The sequence below is a fragment of the Rhizobium rosettiformans W3 genome (assembly GCF_004912135.1).
Classification (GTDB): Bacteria; Pseudomonadota; Alphaproteobacteria; order Rhizobiales; family Rhizobiaceae; genus Allorhizobium; species Allorhizobium rosettiformans.
Genome location: NZ_STGU01000013.1, coordinates 77,338 through 93,555 on the forward strand (window position 1 = coordinate 77,338; position 16,218 = coordinate 93,555).

Annotated in this window: 20 protein-coding genes; all 20 read right to left on the reverse strand. The window is 62.9% G+C overall.

What is annotated here, in order from left to right; genetic code table 11:
- Positions 1-9: 9 nt before the first annotated feature.
- The 20 genes from trbJ to FAA86_RS19710 all read right to left on the reverse strand — a co-directional run bounded on the left by trbJ (position 10) and on the right by FAA86_RS19710 (position 16,205).
- The gene (trbJ, locus tag FAA86_RS19615) at positions 10-792 is read right to left on the reverse strand and encodes a P-type conjugative transfer protein TrbJ (protein WP_009450535.1); all 783 of its coding nucleotides are present in this window, start codon (positions 790-792) and stop codon (positions 10-12) included.
- The gene (gene trbE / locus FAA86_RS19620; protein WP_100237040.1) at positions 789-3,296 is read right to left on the reverse strand and encodes a conjugal transfer protein TrbE; all 2,508 of its coding nucleotides are present in this window, start codon (positions 3,294-3,296) and stop codon (positions 789-791) included. The genes trbJ and trbE overlap by 4 nt, the downstream gene beginning before the upstream one ends.
- A 10-nt stretch (positions 3,297-3,306) precedes the next feature.
- Positions 3,307-3,588: a VirB3 family type IV secretion system protein gene (locus FAA86_RS19625; RefSeq protein ID WP_100237039.1), complete on the reverse strand. Its 282-nt coding sequence runs from the start codon at positions 3,586-3,588 to the stop codon at positions 3,307-3,309.
- On the reverse strand, positions 3,588-3,920 hold the full coding sequence (locus FAA86_RS19630) for a TrbC/VirB2 family type IV secretion system protein (protein ID WP_009450539.1): 333 nt from the start codon (positions 3,918-3,920) through the stop codon (positions 3,588-3,590). The genes FAA86_RS19625 and FAA86_RS19630 overlap by 1 nt, the downstream gene beginning before the upstream one ends.
- A complete protein-coding gene (trbB, locus tag FAA86_RS19635) occupies positions 3,917-4,909 on the reverse strand; it encodes a P-type conjugative transfer ATPase TrbB (RefSeq protein ID WP_035746328.1) in 993 nt (330 codons plus the stop codon). The genes FAA86_RS19630 and trbB overlap by 4 nt, the downstream gene beginning before the upstream one ends.
- 146 nt (positions 4,910-5,055) lie before the next feature.
- A complete protein-coding gene (locus FAA86_RS19640; protein ID WP_100237038.1) occupies positions 5,056-5,517 on the reverse strand; it encodes a ribbon-helix-helix domain-containing protein in 462 nt (153 codons plus the stop codon).
- A gap of 14 nt (positions 5,518-5,531) precedes the next feature.
- Positions 5,532-7,520: a conjugal transfer protein TraG gene (locus FAA86_RS19645; RefSeq protein ID WP_136542771.1), complete on the reverse strand. Its 1,989-nt coding sequence runs from the start codon at positions 7,518-7,520 to the stop codon at positions 5,532-5,534.
- Positions 7,521-7,695: 175 nt separating this feature from the next.
- The gene (locus FAA86_RS25170) at positions 7,696-9,768 is read right to left on the reverse strand and encodes a relaxase/mobilization nuclease domain-containing protein (RefSeq protein ID WP_106754605.1); all 2,073 of its coding nucleotides are present in this window, start codon (positions 9,766-9,768) and stop codon (positions 7,696-7,698) included.
- 313 nt (positions 9,769-10,081) lie between these two features.
- Complete coding sequence (locus FAA86_RS19655) at positions 10,082-10,792, reverse strand: lytic transglycosylase domain-containing protein (protein WP_100237036.1); 711 nt, start codon at positions 10,790-10,792, stop codon at positions 10,082-10,084.
- 4 nt (positions 10,793-10,796) lie between these two features.
- Positions 10,797-11,132, reverse strand: coding sequence for a DUF736 domain-containing protein (locus tag FAA86_RS19660; RefSeq protein ID WP_038146343.1), 336 nt, complete (start codon positions 11,130-11,132; stop codon positions 10,797-10,799).
- A gap of 35 nt (positions 11,133-11,167) precedes the next feature.
- On the reverse strand, positions 11,168-11,713 hold the full coding sequence (locus FAA86_RS19665; protein ID WP_038146346.1) for a S26 family signal peptidase: 546 nt from the start codon (positions 11,711-11,713) through the stop codon (positions 11,168-11,170).
- The gene (locus FAA86_RS19670) at positions 11,710-12,228 is read right to left on the reverse strand and encodes a DUF2840 domain-containing protein (protein WP_136542772.1); all 519 of its coding nucleotides are present in this window, start codon (positions 12,226-12,228) and stop codon (positions 11,710-11,712) included. The genes FAA86_RS19665 and FAA86_RS19670 overlap by 4 nt, the downstream gene beginning before the upstream one ends.
- Positions 12,225-12,479 (reverse strand): hypothetical protein, encoded by a 255-nt coding sequence (locus FAA86_RS19675; protein WP_038146356.1) that lies wholly within the window; start codon positions 12,477-12,479, stop codon positions 12,225-12,227. The genes FAA86_RS19670 and FAA86_RS19675 overlap by 4 nt, the downstream gene beginning before the upstream one ends.
- Entirely contained in the window at positions 12,476-13,129 is a 654-nt protein-coding gene (parA, locus tag FAA86_RS19680) for a ParA family partition ATPase (RefSeq protein WP_136542773.1), read from the reverse strand. Before parA ends, FAA86_RS19675 begins: the two co-directional genes overlap by 4 nt.
- Entirely contained in the window at positions 13,126-14,271 is a 1,146-nt protein-coding gene (locus tag FAA86_RS19685) for a replication initiator protein A (RefSeq protein WP_024899156.1), read from the reverse strand. Before FAA86_RS19685 ends, parA begins: the two co-directional genes overlap by 4 nt.
- 19 nt (positions 14,272-14,290) lie before the next feature.
- Complete coding sequence (locus FAA86_RS19690; protein ID WP_010336149.1) at positions 14,291-14,572, reverse strand: helix-turn-helix transcriptional regulator; 282 nt, start codon at positions 14,570-14,572, stop codon at positions 14,291-14,293.
- A gap of 136 nt (positions 14,573-14,708) precedes the next feature.
- Complete coding sequence (locus FAA86_RS19695) at positions 14,709-15,212, reverse strand: DUF2285 domain-containing protein (RefSeq protein ID WP_136542774.1); 504 nt, start codon at positions 15,210-15,212, stop codon at positions 14,709-14,711.
- A complete protein-coding gene (locus FAA86_RS24985; RefSeq protein WP_246035132.1) occupies positions 15,142-15,474 on the reverse strand; it encodes a transcriptional regulator domain-containing protein in 333 nt (110 codons plus the stop codon). Before FAA86_RS24985 ends, FAA86_RS19695 begins: the two co-directional genes overlap by 71 nt.
- A gap of 128 nt (positions 15,475-15,602) precedes the next feature.
- The gene (locus FAA86_RS19705; protein ID WP_015740148.1) at positions 15,603-15,878 is read right to left on the reverse strand and encodes a DNA -binding domain-containing protein; all 276 of its coding nucleotides are present in this window, start codon (positions 15,876-15,878) and stop codon (positions 15,603-15,605) included.
- A 60-nt stretch (positions 15,879-15,938) separates the two neighbouring features.
- A complete protein-coding gene (locus tag FAA86_RS19710) occupies positions 15,939-16,205 on the reverse strand; it encodes a helix-turn-helix domain-containing protein (protein WP_024899154.1) in 267 nt (88 codons plus the stop codon).
- Positions 16,206-16,218 lie beyond the last annotated feature (13 nt).

Here is a 16,218-nt window from a genome sequence, read left to right on the forward strand (position 1 = left end):
CCTGTCCGGTCAGTTGTTGCCGTTGCCGAACATCCGGGCATTGCCGGGCTGATAGCCCGATCCCGGCGTCAGAAAGCGCTCGCGCTGGATGCGGCCTTGTTCGGCGGCGGTGGCACGCTCGGCTTCGATCAGGGCTTCGGAGCGACCATTGGCGGACATCAGCGCGATCAGGTCGGAAAGCTGCTGCGACTGGAGCGCGAGAAGCTGATTGCCCGCCTGTGTCGCCTGTAACGCGCCGGTGGCGTTCTGGCTCTGCCCGACAAGGGCGGACATTTCAGCGCGGTTGGTGTCGATATTTCCGACGACACCAGCCTGCACGCGCATGGCGTCCTGCAAACCGCCGACCGTATTCTGCCAGCGGGACCGCGCATCGGCGACGAGCTGGGCGTCGGTCGCGGACAGCGAAACCTTGCCGTATTTCTGTTGGAACATTTGATCGACGTTCTGCACGTCGAAGGCAATGTTCTGCGCCTGGGCCAGAAGCTGCTGCGTGCGCTGGACATTCTGCTGCAAAGTCTGGAGCGAGGAATATGGCAGACTGGCGAGATTCTTCGCCTGATTGATGAGCATCTGCGCTTCATTCTGAAGCGAGGTGATCTGGTGGTTGATCTGCTCCAGCGTACGTGCGGCAGTCAGAAGGTTCTGCGCATAGTTGGTCGGATCATAGACGATGCGGCCGAAGCCAAAAGCGTGAGCGGGGCTTGCCAGCATGGGCGACAGTGCAACAGGCATGGCGAGCGTCAGCGCCAGCACGGATGCACTGACATATCGGGAAACGGGGATACGGATCATGGCAGGGTCTCCTTTTCTTGGCTGTCATCTGGATGGATTTGGTCTGGCGCGACCGGCCGAGCGGGCTCTGTCCGTTCGACAAGATTTGTGAGGTTCGGGATCAGATCGACGGCCCATTCGACGCCGCGATGGCGCAGCCAGGCCGCGAGAAAACCGTCCTGCCCATGCTCGGCGACGAGTTCGGCGATACGGGTCTGATCGGATTTGGATGATGCGGCGCAGAGCGCGAGGCCGACTTCGCTGAGGCCAAGCTCGAACAGGCGATTGCCGCGCCGCGATTGGCAGTAATAGTCCCGCTTTGGCGTGGCCCGCGCGAGGATCTCGATTTGCCGGTCATTGAGGCCGAAGCGGCGGTAGATTGCCGTGATCTGCGGCTCGATGGCGCGTTCATTCGGGAGAAGCAGCCGCGTCGGGCAGCTTTCGATGATGGCGGGCGCGATATTGCTGCCGTCAATGTCCGAGAGCGATTGCGTGGCGAAGATGACGGAAGCGTTCTTCTTCCTGAGTGTCTTCAGCCATTCGCGCAGCTGGTTGGCGAACCCCTCGTCATCGAGCGCCAGCCAGCCTTCGTCGATGATGAGCAGGGTTGGCCGACCGTCGAGCCGGTCGCCGATCCGATGAAACAGATAGGACAGGACGGCAGGCGCAGCCCCAGTGCCGACCAGCCCCTCGATCTCGAAGGCCTGTACATCGGCTGATCCGAGATGTTCGGCCTCGGCGTCGAGCAACCGGCCATAGGCGCCGCCAATGCAGTAAGGGCGCAACGCCTGTTTCAGATCGTTGGATTGCAGCAGCACGGCAAGGCCGGTGATGGTCCGTTCCCCCGCCGGGGCGGATGCCAGCGATGTCAGCGCCGTCCAGATGTGCTCCTTCACCTCCGGCGTGATGATCATGCCTTCACGCATCAGGATCGCGGCGATCCAGTCAGCGGCCCATGACCGTTCATAGGCATCATCGATCCGCGCCAGCGGTTGCAGGGAAACGGAAACCTCCGATCCCTCGGTCAATCCACCGCCGAGATCATGCCAGTCGCCACCCATGGCGAGCGCGGATGCCCGGATCGATCCCCCGAAATCGAAAGCGAAAATCTGGCTGCGATCATAGCGGCGAAATTGCAGCGCCATCAGCGCCAGCAGCACGGACTTGCCCGCGCCGGTCGGGCCGACGACGAGGGTATGGCCCACGTCGCCGACATGAAGGGAAAGCCGGAACGGAGTCGAACCTTCGGTCTTGCCGTACAGCAAGGGGGGCGCTCCGAGATGTTCGTTCCGTTCCGGCCCCGCCCACACGGCCGATAGAGGGATCATGTGGGCGAGGTTGAGCGTCGAGATCGGCGGCTGCCGGACATTGGCGTAGGCATGTCCGGGGATCGAGCCTAGCCAGGCATCGACGGCATTGACAGTTTCCGGCATGGCCGTGAAGTCACGGCCCTGAATGATCTTCTCGACCAGACGCAGCTTCTCGTCGGCGATACGGGGGTCGGCGTCCCAGACGGTGACGGTTGCTGTGACATAGGCCATGCCGGCGACGTCAGCGCCCAGTTCCTGCAAGGCCATGTCGGCATCGAGCGCCTTGTTGGACGCATCGGTGTCCACCAGCGCCGATTGCTCGTTGGTCATCACCTCCTTGAGGATCGCGGCGATGGATTTTCTCTTGGCGAACCATTGACGGCGGATTTTGGTGAGGAGTTTCGTCGCGTCCGTCTTGTCCATCAGGATGGCGCGGGTGGACCAGCGATACGGGAACGCGAGCCGGTTCATCTCGTCGAGCAGGCCGGGCGTGGTCGCTGTCGGAAAGCCGATAATGGTCAGGACGCGCAGATGCTTGTCACCAAGGCGCGGTTCCAACCCGCCAGTCAGCGGCTGATCGGCCAGCAGCGCATCGAGGTGCATGGGCACTTCGGGCACGCGAACACGATGGCGGTTCGTGGAAATCGTGGAATGGAGATAGGTCAGCGTGCCCGCGTCATCGATCCAGTGGCATTCGGGCATGAAGCCGTCGAGCAGCGCCAGCACGCGGTCGGTGCGGTCGATGAAGCCGCGCATCAGCTCCCATGGATTGACGCCGGATTGCTCACGGCCCTCGTAGAGCCAGGTCTCGGCGCGAGCCGCATCTTCGGCGGGTGGCAGCCAGAGGAAGGTCAGGAAGTAGCCTGACACGAAATGTGTGCCCGCTTCCTCGAACCCGGCTTTGCGCTCAGCATCGACTAGTGCGGAAGCCGCATCTGGAAACTTGCTATCGGGATAGGTCGCAGCCTCGGAGCGTTGTGCCTCGACGAAGATCGACCAGCCCGAACCCAGACGGCGGACGGCGTTGTTGATCCGACCGGCGACCGCGACAAGTTCGGCGGCGACAGCAGAATCCAGATCCGGCCCACGAAACTTTGCCGTCCTCTGGAAGCTGCCATCCTTGTTCAGAACAATGCCGGGGCCGACCAGGGCTGCCCATGGCAGATAGTCGGAAAGCCGAGCGGAGGTGCGGCGATATTCGGTGAGGTTCATCATGGCCGCGCCCTCACACTGACAGATGACCGGGTATGCGCAGGTGCCTGCGGCCCACCTCGACAAAAAGCGGATCGCGTTTGGCAGCCCATACCGCGAGGAAATGACCGACTGCCCAGATCGCAAGGCCAACCAGCCAGAGACGAAGGCCGAGGCCGACGGCCCCGGCCAGCGTTCCGTTGACGATGGCGATGGAGCGCGGTGCGCCGCCGAGCAGGATATGCTCGGTCAGCGCCCGGTGAACCGGGATGGAGAAGCCCGGCACCGCGTCGAGCTGTTCGAGGCCACCCGCCATCAGATGAGCGCCCCGCCGCCGAACGAGAAGAACGAAAGGAAGAAGCTCGACGCGGCGAAGGCGATGGACAGGCCGAAGACGATCTGGATCAGGCGGCGGAAGCCGCCGGAGGTATCACCGAAGGCCAGCGCCAGGCCGGTGGCGATGATGACGATGACGGCGATGATCTTGGCGACAGGACCCTCGATCGACTGGAGGATCGACTGAAGCGGGGCCTCCCAGGGCATGGAGGAGCCGGAGGCGTGTGCGGCAGGCGCCAGCATCAGACTGATGGAAACAGTGGCAGCGGCGGTTGCCATGATGCGGCAGCCGCGTGAAATCGTGCGGATCATGAAGGGTTTCCTTTCGGGGTGGTTGCCAAAGTGATGGGATGCGTGATGGCGTAATCGCCGTCCGGCCCCAGCCCATCGACGCGGGCGAGTTCGACCAGCCGGCGGGAAGAGCCGCGTCCGGCAAGAACGGCGACGAGGTCGATTGTCTCGGCAATCAGGGCGCGCGGGACGGTGATGACGGCTTCCTGGATGAGCTGTTCGAGGCGTCGCAGCGCGCCAATGCCGGAACCGGCATGGATGGTGCCGATCCCGCCCGGATGGCCGGTGCCCCAGGCTTTAAGGAGGTCGAGAGCTTCGGACCCGCGCACCTCGCCGACCGGGATGCGATCCGGGCGCAGGCGTAGCGACGAACGCACCAGATCGGAGAGCGTCGCCACGCCATCTTTGGTGCGCATCGCGACCAGATTGGGCGCGGCGCATTGCAGTTCGCGCGTGTCTTCAATGATCACGACGCGGTCCGAAGTCTTGGCGACTTCTGCCAGCAGCGCGTTGGTCAGCGTGGTTTTTCCGGTCGAGGTGCCGCCCGCGACAAGGATATTGGCGCGCGTGGCGACGTTCAGGCGCAGCACCTCGGCCTGAGCACTGGTCATGATCCCGGCGTTTACATAGTCGTCGAGCGTGAACACCGCGACGGCAGGCTTGCGGATGGCAAAGGTCGGCGCCGTGACGACAGGCGGCAGCAACCCTTCGAAGCGCTCTCCGGTCTCGGGCAGTTCAGCCGACACACGCGGATTGCGGGCATGAACCTCGGCGCCGACATGATGGGCGACCAGCCTGACGATCCGCTCGCCATCGGCAGCCGACAGCCTCTCCCCCGTATCGGCCAGCCCTTCGGAGAGCCGATCCACCCAGATGCGGCCATCGGGATTCAGCATCACCTCGACCACAGCTGGATCTTCCAGAAACCGGGCAATCGATGTACCGAGCGCGGTGCGCAGCATCCGCGCACCACGCGCAATCGTCTCGGGTTTCTGATGTGATGCGGTCATGGCGGCCCCGTTCATGGCGGGACGCGCAAAAGACGGACCCCGGATTGGGGTCGATTAAAAGAACCTGATTTAGGGCCGTTTCAACAGATGTTTACGCGTGTGCGGGCATCGGCGGCGCAGGACGGTAAATAGGATGGATCGAAAGTTCAGAGCTGGTTTCCATCCGCTTCGGACTGGCCTTGTGACGAAAAATCGTGAAGCGAATCGATATCCCGCGACAACTCTTTCAGGAATCTATCGCCGGAAGCCAAGCGCTTGCCCAGCGTCTGCATGAAGCCTTCGAAGCGCTCGTTGCCCTTGATGCGTGCCGACTGTTTCGCGCTATCTGACAGCGGCGGCGTCATGGTGAGCCAGAATTGTACGAACAGCGAAAGCGTCTCGCCGAGGATGGCGACATCTTCGTCCAGCATGTCGAACTGGCGGCCAAGCTTGTCCAGGCGTCGCGACATTGCGGCTTCCAGCCGTTCGGTCGTGTCACCGGACAGGAAGGATGCGACCGCCGCCTCGATCACTGCGGATTTGGAAACATTGCGGCGCAGCGCCAGGCCTTCGACCTGCTTCAGCAGATCCGGGGAGAAGTAGACGTTCATGCGGGTGCGGCTCGTCATGCCTGTCTTCCTTCTCAAAGGTCGATGCCGTCATTGGGGTCGAGAGATGCCTGCCGCGCGACCATGCGCATCCGCTGACGCATGGCGCGGGCCTTGGCGGCATCGACGTCGGGCTCATCATCGAGAAAGTCGAGCTCCTGCGATGGCGGCGGTGGTGCCGGGATGATTTCCTCATGCTCGGGAAGCTCCGGCTCAAGACGGATACCGGCATTGGCAGGATCTTCGTCGGACCTGTTCGACGCGGGTCCGTGGCCGGCCGCTGCCGCAACAACACGGCTCGTCCAGTCGTCTGGCGCCGATGTTACCATCTTCACCGACGGCTTGCGCAGATCGGGCGGCGGCAACACCCGTTCCTGAAACCGCGTATCGGCGTAATAGCGCGCCTTAGCCGCGCGGATCGGCGGCACGCCCGCCACCATGACGATCTCGTCGGTTGGCGGAAGCTGCATGATTTCGCCGGGCGTCAGGAGTGGCCGCGCCGTTTCCTGCCGTGAAACCATGAGATGCCCGAGCCATGGCGCGAGGCGATGACCGGCATAGTTGGTGGAATCGCGCATTTCTGTCGCCGTGCCGAGCGCATCACTGATCCGTTTGGCGGTGCGTTCATCATTGGCAGCAAAGGCGACACGCACATGGCAGTTGTCGAGAATGGCGTTGTTCTGCCCATAGGCGCGCTCGATCTGGTTGAGCGACTGCGCGATCAGGAACGCTTTGAGGCCGTAGCCGGCCATGAAGGCAAGCGCCGATTCAAAGAAATCAAGCCGCCCGAGCGCGGGGAACTCGTCCAGCATCAACAGGAGACGATGGCGTTTTCCGGTGGTTTCCAGCTCCTCGGTCAGCCGCCGCCCGACCTGATTGAGGATCAGACGGATCAGCGGCTTGGTCCGGTTGATGTCCGAGGGCGGTACGACGAGGTAGAGGCTGACGGTTTTTTTTGCTCCGACCAGATCAGCAATGCGCCAGTCGCAGCGGGCCGTCACGCGGGCCACGACCGGATCTCGGTAGAGGCCGAGAAAGGACATCGCCGTGGACAGCACACCGGAGCGTTCGTTCTCGGATTTGTTCAACAGCTCGCGTGCCGACGAAGCGATGACGGGATGCACACCGGCTTCGCCCAGATGCGGTGTGTCCATCATGGCGCGCAAGGTTGCCTCGACCGGACGGCGGGGATCGGACAGAAAACTCGCGACGCCGGCCAGCGTCTTGTCCTTCTCGGCATAGAGTACATGCAGGATGGCGCCGACCAGTAGCGAATGGCTGGTCTTTTCCCAGTGGTTGCGCTTGTCGAGACTGCCCTCGGGATCGACCAGAATATCCGCGATGTTCTGGACATCGCGGACTTCCCACTCCCCCTGACGGACTTCCAGCAGCGGGTTGTAAGCTGCGGAATGCACATTGGTCGGATCGAACAGCAGGACGCGGCCGTGATGGGACCGGAAGCCGGCCGTCAGATTCCAGTTCTCACCCTTGATGTCGTGCACGATGCAACTTCCCGGCCAGGTCAGCAGCGTCGGCACAACGAGACCGACGCCTTTGCCTGATCGGGTGGGCGCGAAACAAAGGACATGCTCGGGGCCGTCGTGCCGGAGATAGTCCTTGCTGTGCCTGCCAAGGACCACGCCATCGGGACCGAGCAGTCCGGCAGCATGGATTTCCTTGTCTTCGGCCCATCGCGCCGAACCGTAGGTGGCGACGTTGCGCGCCTCGCGCGCCCGGATGATCGACATGAAAAAAGCGGCGGCGATAGCGAACAACGCCCCGGACGTGGCGATGAACGCGCCCTCGGTGAAAATACCGGGCGCATAGGCGTCATAGGAAAACCACCACCAGAAGAAGGCCGGAGGATAATAGACCGGCCATCCCGCAACATCGAACCATGGATTGCCGAGCTGGGGCTGAAAGCCAAGGCGGAAGGCCACCCATTGTGTCGAAGTCCAGACCATCACCAGGACAATGGTGAATACGACAATGATCTGGCCCCAGAGTATTCGGCCACCACGCATACAGGCTCCAATCGGCAAGAGAGTCGGAGCCGATCAAAGAATAGACGTTTTCGAAAGCGGCAATAGGAAAAGCAGGGGTGCCGTGTTGCCGGATACTATCGGCGGCACATCGGACAGGCCCTTTCAGATGCCGATGTCGACAGAACAATTTGCGAGGTGCCAGATCGGCAAAGGCTCAAATCCCGAGCCCTCGTGTTCGCCCCATTTGCCACGATACCGATCCACCCTGCACGATGCCCGCAATCTCGCGGCCGAGCTGGCGGTCGATCACTGGCCGCCATGGGACAAGAGTGAACTCGTGGCTCTTTTCGACAATGGCGAACTTGCCGCTCGATAGATGTGCGGTCCCGGTGAACTTGCCGCTGATATTTTCGCCATCGGCAGCCGCCCGGAACGGCAAGCCTTTGCTGCTGGCCATTTCCGCACCGACGCGGGCCACTTCCCTTTCTCGCAGATTGGCGAGCAGGTTGCGCCGATAGAGGATGCGTCCATTCTGCTGCCGCGTGGCATCGCCCTGTGCGATATGGTGTTCACGCCGCTGGTCCATAGCCTCGCGCACCTGCTGGCCGAACCCTGCCGGGGTAAGGTCCGAGGCGTCCGGTGTGACCAATCGCCGGTCGAGCCAGGTCGCGCCATCGGACCCAATCTGCTTTTCCAGATCGAAGGTCGAGACGACACGGATGCTGGCCTGCCGGTTGCGACCGGCATCATAGGCGGTGGCGCGGCTCTCGAAGTCTTCGGGGATGTGCCACTGGTCGGCGTCGATCCGCTCGGCAATCCCGGCCCGGCGTAGCGATTCCAATCGCCGGACATGGGCATCGACATAGCCCTCATAATCGCCACCCGGCACACGTCCCTCGAACTTCGCCTGTTCGAGGTGGCGGCTCGGTCGGTAGATACCATTTTCCGAGATCGCAGCGATGGTGCGATCAGAGGGACGTTGTGCTGTATCGGCGGGACCGACTTCCACGATGCTGCCGATCCGGGCATCTTCGACGCGGGCCGGATCAATGCCGGGAAGATGGTGTGTTCGCCCGTCGATGCCGTCCACCACGAGCGTCAGGTTCTCGCCCATCTCGTCGGTGGGATATTTGTCCACGACGCGGCCGGTGATGGGCGCCGCGGGTGCGGCATCGTGAAGCTGGAAGGTCATCGGATCACGTTCCTGCCCATCGGCCTTCAGCGCCTTGTGCATGTTGCGGATGATGTCACCGCGCTCACCGAGTTCACGCAGCGCCGGTTCCATCTTCGCGCCAAGCTCCCAGACGCCGGGTGCATGTTCCGTAGCCAGCCCCATCTTTTCCAGCTTGGCGAGACGGCGCAGGCGAAGTGTGCGGTTGAACTGGCGGCGTGCATCTGCCGGTTCGTGGCGCAGATCGAGGAACCTTTCTTCGGCTTCCTCGGTCATGGCGCGGTCGATGCGCGTGAAGCGGTCCTGATCGATTTCGGCAGACAGCTTGCGGCTCTGCTCGATCTCGGTCACGGGGCCGAGTTCCAGCGTGGTCAGTTCGCTCGCCCGCTCACGAATACCATTGGCGAGATAGTCGCCATTGATAACCAGGTTCTCGCCCAGATCGTCCTTCCCCCGAACAATGACATGGACATGGGGATGGCCGGTATTGTGGTGATTGACCGCCACCCAATCGAGTTTCGTGCCAAGGTCGGCCTCGATGCGGCTCATCAGATCGCGGGTGTGGTCGGTGAGATCGGAAAGATCGGCGGCATCCTCGGGCGAGACGATGAAGCGGAACTGGTGGCGATCATCCTTGCCGCGATCAAGGAAGGCATCTCCATCAGCGCGGTCCTCGGTCGCCGAATAGAGCTGGCCACGTTCGCCATCGCGCGAGGTGCCGTCGCGCTGGATGTAGCGCAGATGGGCAGCCCCTTTGCCATTCTTCCACGCGCTCTGGGCATAACGGGTCTTGACGACGACGCGGCGCACGCCGGCCGCACTGTGCCGCCAGCCGCCCGACAGCGTTCGGACGCGGACAAAGGCCGCACCACGGCCACGCTTGACGCCCGGACCTTTGCCGGCCCGCGATGCCTTCCCACTCTTTCCAGCCGAACCAGATGAAGGCGACGAGTAGGTCCGTGATGCGAATGATGATGATCTGCCGGGGCGGTTGCTATGCTGACGCGCCAGCTTCTTTGCCTGCGTCAGAAAGCTCTTCGCCTTGCCCGCCTTCGGCACGTCCGACCTGATGCGGCCAGGCTTCGGGAGAAAGCGGTTCTCGTCGTCGCCACTCATCGTCGTATCCGAAGCCGTGACGGCGGAAAATCGGCCGATATTCGGTTAGAGTGCCGGTCAAAACCCAGCAACGCCATGGCTTTGCGCCATATCGCGGCACGCGAGGCCCAAAAGCATGGTGCCGTGCGCCGCGTCCCAAAACAGTGTGCAGACAAGGGCTTGCCCAGAAACCGCCCCGACAGGGTGCCGGTTTCCTTTATCTTGCCCTCCGCCTTTCCTTCCCTTTTTGCCCTTCCTGCCGGGAATGCTGCCAGGCGCACCCAAGCCTGACTGCACACCGGAAATGGACCGAACGAGCGCGTAAACGCCATGCTCATGGCTTGTCGCCATCGCTCGCAAGGGCCACGAATATGCCGCTGTCCTGCGGCTCCTGAACGGCGGGATCGCGCAGAGAAGCGGTTGCGTGGATGTCGCTCGATGGCTGATTAACCGCCGCTGAAATGCCGCCGGATTGCGCAACGAAGAGCGGGGCTTCGCGCCAATCCGGTGGCGGCGGCGGCACGATCGTCGGCACATCAGGCGCAGTCGCACTGCCGAGAACAGGTGCGAGCGTGGCGACATAGGCGCGTGTTTCTGCGGGCAAAGTGCGACCTGTCGCCAGATGCTCGTCATAGCGACCGGGACCGGCATTGTAGGCGGCAAGCATGGCCGCGACATTGCCATAGCGGTCCCACATCTCCCGCAGATACGCCGTACCTGCGAGGATGTTGTCACGCGGATCGTAAGGATCGCGCCCGAGGCCATGGCGGCTGCGCAGGCCCGCCCAGGTATCGGGCATGACCTGCATCAGTCCCATCGCGCCTGCCGATGAAATGGCGCGCACATCGCCCGCGCTTTCCACACGCAGCACGGCCCGAATCCACTGCTCTGGAATGCTGAAACGCTGTGACGCCTCTGCAATGAAAGCAGCATGGGGATGCGCGGTAACAGGCGCGGGTTGCGGCGTGACCTGCGCCATGGCCGGCATCGAGCCGCTGCCAGCCGACAGCAGGGCCGTGAAGAGAAGAAGGGCGCGGGATCGCATGATCTCAGTCCCGATCTTCGCGGGGCCGCGGGCGGCTCCAGTGCAGTGACCATGACGAGCCGGTGTCGTCATCGCGGAACAGATTGGCGCGGATCGGCTGCGGCAAGGCGGGATCGTCGAGCAGCACCGAGAGATATTCGCCAGCCTTTTCGCCGGTGCGTTTCCATGCAGCGCCGACCTCCGGCCCGTCATGTTCAATGTAATGGACGCGATAGTCCGGCGCATTCTCCGCATCGGAATGTTCAGCGGGCACGATGACGAGATCGCGCTTCATGGTGAGCGTGACGAGCTGACCGGCGAAGCCGGATGCGTCACGCGCAAATTGACCGATCTGTGGCATGGTGTGTCTCCTGTGTTGGTGGATTTGGCGTGGGTTCAATGCGTGGCCGCCCGCCATTCGTAGCGGCCATCGCCTTCCTCATCGGTCCAGAGCGGGAGCGCCCGGCCGATGACGGAACTGGCGGGAACAGGTCCGAAGTAACGGCCGTCGAGGCTGTCCCGGATGTCCCAATTCATGAGGAAGAGTTCGCCGTCGCGGATGATGCGGCAGCCCTGCCAGACCGGCAGATCGCGGCCCATGCGGTCGTGCTCCAGCGCATCGCCCATCTCGACGTTATCGACGGTGATCGTCGCACCGCTGCGGCAGACGCGCTGTCCCGGCAAGCCGAGGACGCGCTTCAGCAGCGGCACGCCCCGCCCGATATAGCCGCGCTCGACCATGAACCGCTGCAGCGGTTCGGGCGGCGCGATGACGACGAGTTCGGGAACTTCGAGCGCATCGGCGGGAGCAACTATGTAGAAGCCGATGGGCGCGCTGGCGGTTGCATTCCAGATCAGCCGGGTTGGCTGATCGGCAACCGCCGTGGCGACAAGCGTACCGACGGCCAGCATGGACACGGCGAGTATATGACGGCGGCTCATGGCGCGATTCTCTCGCGGCTGACCCATGCGGCATGGCGCTCCGGGGTGTAGGGATTGGGTTCCTGACCGGCACTCAAATGGTTGTGGACGTGCCGCCAATGGTCCGGCGCAACATCCGCCGGATCGACGCCAAGCGCGTCCACGGCATCAATCAGGGCCAGCACCCGCTGGACCTTCGGCCAGCCATCGATACGCAGCAAAATCTCGCCGCCGGGACGAACGAAGGGCACGGTCTGGTACGGTTCGCCACGCCCGGCGGCGCGCAGGATGTCGAGCCGCGAAACGATGGTGCCGTAATCGTTGGAGGCCCAGCGGACGAAGGCGAAGATGCTTTCGGGCGCAAAACCGATCAGACTGCGGCGGCGGTCGATGATCTGCTCAAAGCTCTTGCGGCCGAAGCGTATCCAGCGCTCGACCTTCTTCTTCTGGAAGGTCAGTTCGACCATTGTGGTGAACGGGGCAGGCCCGTTCGCCAGCGGGTGTTCATGCGCAGCGCGCGCGGTTTTGCCGGTCATGGCTGATCTCCTTCGGTGGGTGGAAACTCGCGAGCCAGCAGCTCGCGCAGCATCACGGCGACGGTGACGCCGCGCCGGAAAGCGGTAACCTTGATGCGCCCGCGCAGTTCGGGCGTGATGTCGATGGTCAGACGGGCGGTGAACGCCTCCGCCGCCGTCTTGTGTGTTGCCGGCGCATCGGCGGCTCTGACCCAGCTATCGGGATTGCCCGGACGCGATGCGAAGCCGGATTTGACGGGCAGACGTGTCATGGCACGATCTTCCTGATACCGAGGCCATCGATCTCGGCCACCAGCGCTGTGACCTCCTGTGCGGCCCGTTCGCCGCCATCGGTTTCGGAGACCAGCCGTCCGGTCTGTGCGGCTTCAGCGAAGGCGACGCGCTGGCCGATGGTCGTGGCCAGCAAGGGTGGATCGTGGTCCGCTAGTGTTTGGGCCGTTTCGCGGGCGATGATGGTGCGCGCACCGCATCGGTTCAGCAGAAAACGGGCGGCAAGCTCGGGACGATAGATGCGTGCTTCGCTCAGAAGCGCCAGCATCTCGGCCGAGGCCCAGCCGTCGAAGGGCGATGGCTGCACCGGGATCAGCGCCAGATCGGCTGCAAGCAGCGCAGAGCGCATCAGACCAGCGACACGGGGCGGACCATCAATGACGACATGATCCGCGTCACGCGCCAGTTCCGGCGCCTCCCTGTGCAGGGTATCGCGGGTAAGTCCGATGACGGTGAACAGCCTTGGCAGCCCTTCATCGCTGCGCCGCTCCGACCAGTCGAGTGCGGAGCCTTGCGGGTCGGCATCGATCAGGATGACGCGCTTGCCTTCCGCGGCCCAGGCTCCGGCGAGATGCAGCGCCAGCGTCGTCTTGCCCACGCCGCCTTTCTGATTGAGGAGCGCGACAATCATCGCCGTCCTCCCGGTTTGCCGAGAGGAAGTTCAGGCGTGCTTGTTGACGCGGGCGATCCTTGCTTTGGGGGTGTCAGCTTGCCTTTATGGGCACCCGATCTGAGGGCCGCACCAGCCTTCGCGATGAGCTTTTCCACATCGCGCTGCCGCTCTTCAAAGTTAGATTCTGTGTTAGACTCTAAGTTAAGGGCGCGATTTTCGCTTTTGTTACCGAAGGATAGGAGGTGTTTGGGTTCCCGATAGCACGAGCCTCCGGTTCCTGATGGCACGATAGTCCGGGTTCCCGATAGCACGAGACTATCCACAGGTTTTCCACAGGCCGGGACAGGCTCGAAAGCGAGCAGCATCCGGCCGCCGGTTTCGACCTCGGCGAACAGGGTGTAGCCGGGCAGTGGCTGGCGGCGGATAATGTCGCGCAGCTCGAAGGCGAAGCGCTTGAACGGCGACAGACTGCCCGATTTCTGGTGCAGGTGACGGAAGTCGAACCGCCAACCGTTTTTCTGCCGCCCACCATGCTTGCGCACCAGGCGATAGAGCCATCGATCCAACCCGCCGGTCAGATTGAAATAGGCCCGGTCGATGGTGAGGATCAGGGCGTCATCCAGAACCGCACTGTAGAACCAGTCGGGCACGATCATCTCGATGCCGTCCGGGCGGCCATTGGCATCGGTCCGCTCGTGCCATTCGTTGATCCACGAAAAACGATGTCGCCGTCCATTCGCGCGCTGGCGGATCGAGGTTGCAACCGTGGTCGATTGCAGCCGGTCCAGCGCCGCCTTCAGGCGCTGATAGTCCCTCAGGGAGGTTCCGCGCCCTGTGAATGTCAGGATTTCATAAGGCGTTGCCGCCATCAGGCGCGACGTGCGCAGACCGGCGTCCCGCGCTTCCACGATCTGGCTGGCCGCCCAGATCAGTATATCGGCGTCCCAGATCGTCGCCATACCGTGATCGGGAACAGCTTCGACACGGATCGAGACGTTGCCCAGCGCAAAGTCAATTGGGCGGATACGGTGCGATTTGGAAAGGGAAAAGAAAGGATAAGCCATGAGATCCTGCGCGTCTCGTGGCGCGAGTTCACCGGGAAGCGCCCGAAACAGATCGAGTTGCCCGCGTTCCGAGGCGGATGGGTGCTGCGCTGCCATAGAGGGCTGACCGCCGTGTTCAGCGCGTAATGCGCTTGGGCGAGGTGAATGCGGTCGGCGGCAGAGGTTTCGCCGGGAGAACCTGTCCGCGTGGGTCCGACGTGGAGGTAACCGATCCGCGTGCAACCCAGGCTGCGAGATCCTCGACCGAATAGACAACGCGGCCGCCGAGCTTGTGATAGGCAGGTCCCGTTCCGTAGGTTCTGTGCTTTTCCAGCGTGCGCGCGGACAGGCTGAGGAAATCGGCAGCTTCCTTGGTGCGCAGGTAGCGTGGCGGCAAGGCGGCGAGATCAGGTCGCATGGGGTGGCCTCCGTGGTTGTGCAGGATGCCGCTGACGATCAACGGCATGACATGCGCACGGTGGCGAAGGCGCGGCGGCAAGGGGGATGAGGAAGATCGAAGGGGTAGAATCCTCACCCTCGATCAGACGTCAGTGTCAGGGTTTGCGACGATGGCGCAAAAGGTCCTGATAACCGCCGTCGATCAGCGCGGCGGCAGATCGGACAAGGGCGATGACAGAGGCGCGCAAAGCCGATGTCTTCCACGGCTCAGCGCGAACGCGCGCCTCTCCGTAGATGGCGATGGCAATCTCACGATAGGTCGCGTGGTTGGCGTTTCCGTCGGCAGCTTGCATCATCAGGCGAAACCGCCGGCGCTGATACGGCGTCATCCTGGGGTCGCGGCGCGCGGGTTTCCCGGCCAGCATGTGCCAGAGCCTGAGAATGGCTTCGAGCCGATCCGGCAGATTTTCGTCAAGTGGCAGAATGATCGCCGGCTGCGAATTGGTATCGGTGTCGGCGAGGATCAGATATTGAACGCCGTCTCTGGCGTCACAGACACCATATACCCCCTCTGGTCCGCAGATGGCATCAGCAAGATCTACCGATAAGGCGGACGGAGAAGGCGGAAGAAAATCGGGCGCTGCCCCGAGCATCAGCATGTCCGGATTGGCAACAGGCGACCAGATGACCGGTTGGTCGAGCGCGGAAAAGCCGGGGTCTGCCGGGAAATCGCAACCCCCAGCGATGTTGGACGTGATCCGCAAGGGGAAGATGCCCGGCGCCTTGCGCTACAAGGTCATCGAAACAGGCCTGATAGGACGCGTTACGGCGCAGGCATTCCCAGGCGACGCCCTCAACGGGCAGCGCATCGTAGAATTCATACTGGTCCTGGTCTCGCCAGCGGGATGTATCCGGCCTCATTGCTCCACTCCTGGTTGAAACTGCACAGGTGGAGCATGAAAGAATTGCGGTGCCTCTACCGAGATGGAAGCCAGAACAAGGACATAGGGTGATGCTCTGAAGGCATCACTGGTGCGACGGCGGCGAGGTCAGGTCCGATCTGTCGGATGACGCAGCAGCTGACGATAGCCGCTCTGTGTCATCCAGCGCGCCCGTCCCAGATGGCTGTCATGGACCTGCCGGGCGCGTTCAGGTTCCCGAACAGGATCAATTCCGAACAAAACATTAACGACTTCGGCCCATTCCGCCCCATCATCGGCCGCATCGAGCAGCCGCATATAGAGCTTGATATGCGCGCGGTCATATTCGGTCAGCTCGTCGCTAACAGGCGCGATGTCGTCGAAGGGGGCGACCGCGGACGTCATGTCGATGGTCGCCACAAGCCACAGGCCGCTGCAGCGGATCGATGATGGCGCCTGCGCCGATCACACGTCGCGGATCTGTCGGTGTCTCTTCTCGTCTTGGTCATGAACCAGCAACACTCCTTGCCCGCGATCCGTGGACAGGAGAACGATCCCTGCTGCTTCAAGCGCCCGGCGCACCTGATCCCGCGTTGTCTCATACACCTCCAGCCGGTTCTCGGACTCGAGGCGCTTCAGGGCAGTTAACGATATTCGGGCCTTGTCAGCGAGCGTCTCCTGCGTCCAACCCAGTAACGCGCGCGCGGCCCGCGACTGTCGAGCGGTGATCATGCATGATCACCTC

Excerpts from the sequence above, each read along its gene's own strand:
- trbJ (WP_009450535.1), bottom strand. The coding sequence starts at position 792 with ATGATCCGTATCCCCGTTTCCCGATATGTCAGTGCATCCGTGCTGGCG.
- trbE (WP_100237040.1), bottom strand. The coding sequence starts at position 3,296 with ATGATGAACCTCACCGAATATCGCCGCACCTCCGCTCGGCTTTCCGAC.
- FAA86_RS19625 (WP_100237039.1), bottom strand. The coding sequence starts at position 3,588 with ATGGCGGGTGGCCTCGAACAGCTCGACGCGGTGCCGGGCTTCTCCATC.
- FAA86_RS19630 (WP_009450539.1), bottom strand. The coding sequence starts at position 3,920 with ATGATCCGCACGATTTCACGCGGCTGCCGCATCATGGCAACCGCCGCT.
- trbB (WP_035746328.1), bottom strand. The coding sequence starts at position 4,909 with ATGACCGCATCACATCAGAAACCCGAGACGATTGCGCGTGGTGCGCGG.
- FAA86_RS19640 (WP_100237038.1), bottom strand. The coding sequence starts at position 5,517 with ATGACGAGCCGCACCCGCATGAACGTCTACTTCTCCCCGGATCTGCTG.
- FAA86_RS19645 (WP_136542771.1), bottom strand. The coding sequence starts at position 7,520 with ATGCGTGGTGGCCGAATACTCTGGGGCCAGATCATTGTCGTATTCACC.
- FAA86_RS25170 (WP_106754605.1), bottom strand. The coding sequence starts at position 9,768 with ATGAGTGGCGACGACGAGAACCGCTTTCTCCCGAAGCCTGGCCGCATC.
- FAA86_RS19655 (WP_100237036.1), bottom strand. The coding sequence starts at position 10,792 with ATGCGATCCCGCGCCCTTCTTCTCTTCACGGCCCTGCTGTCGGCTGGC.
- FAA86_RS19660 (WP_038146343.1), bottom strand. The coding sequence starts at position 11,132 with ATGCCACAGATCGGTCAATTTGCGCGTGACGCATCCGGCTTCGCCGGT.
- FAA86_RS19665 (WP_038146346.1), bottom strand. The coding sequence starts at position 11,713 with ATGAGCCGCCGTCATATACTCGCCGTGTCCATGCTGGCCGTCGGTACG.
- FAA86_RS19670 (WP_136542772.1), bottom strand. The coding sequence starts at position 12,228 with ATGACCGGCAAAACCGCGCGCGCTGCGCATGAACACCCGCTGGCGAAC.
- FAA86_RS19675 (WP_038146356.1), bottom strand. The coding sequence starts at position 12,479 with ATGACACGTCTGCCCGTCAAATCCGGCTTCGCATCGCGTCCGGGCAAT.
- parA (WP_136542773.1), bottom strand. The coding sequence starts at position 13,129 with ATGATTGTCGCGCTCCTCAATCAGAAAGGCGGCGTGGGCAAGACGACG.
- FAA86_RS19685 (WP_024899156.1), bottom strand. The coding sequence starts at position 14,271 with ATGGCAGCGCAGCACCCATCCGCCTCGGAACGCGGGCAACTCGATCTG.
- FAA86_RS19690 (WP_010336149.1), bottom strand. The coding sequence starts at position 14,572 with ATGCGACCTGATCTCGCCGCCTTGCCGCCACGCTACCTGCGCACCAAG.
- FAA86_RS19695 (WP_136542774.1), bottom strand. The coding sequence starts at position 15,212 with ATGCTGATGCTCGGGGCAGCGCCCGATTTTCTTCCGCCTTCTCCGTCC.
- FAA86_RS24985 (WP_246035132.1), bottom strand. The coding sequence starts at position 15,474 with ATGAGGCCGGATACATCCCGCTGGCGAGACCAGGACCAGTATGAATTC.
- FAA86_RS19705 (WP_015740148.1), bottom strand. The coding sequence starts at position 15,878 with ATGACGTCCGCGGTCGCCCCCTTCGACGACATCGCGCCTGTTAGCGAC.
- FAA86_RS19710 (WP_024899154.1), bottom strand. The coding sequence starts at position 16,205 with ATGATCACCGCTCGACAGTCGCGGGCCGCGCGCGCGTTACTGGGTTGG.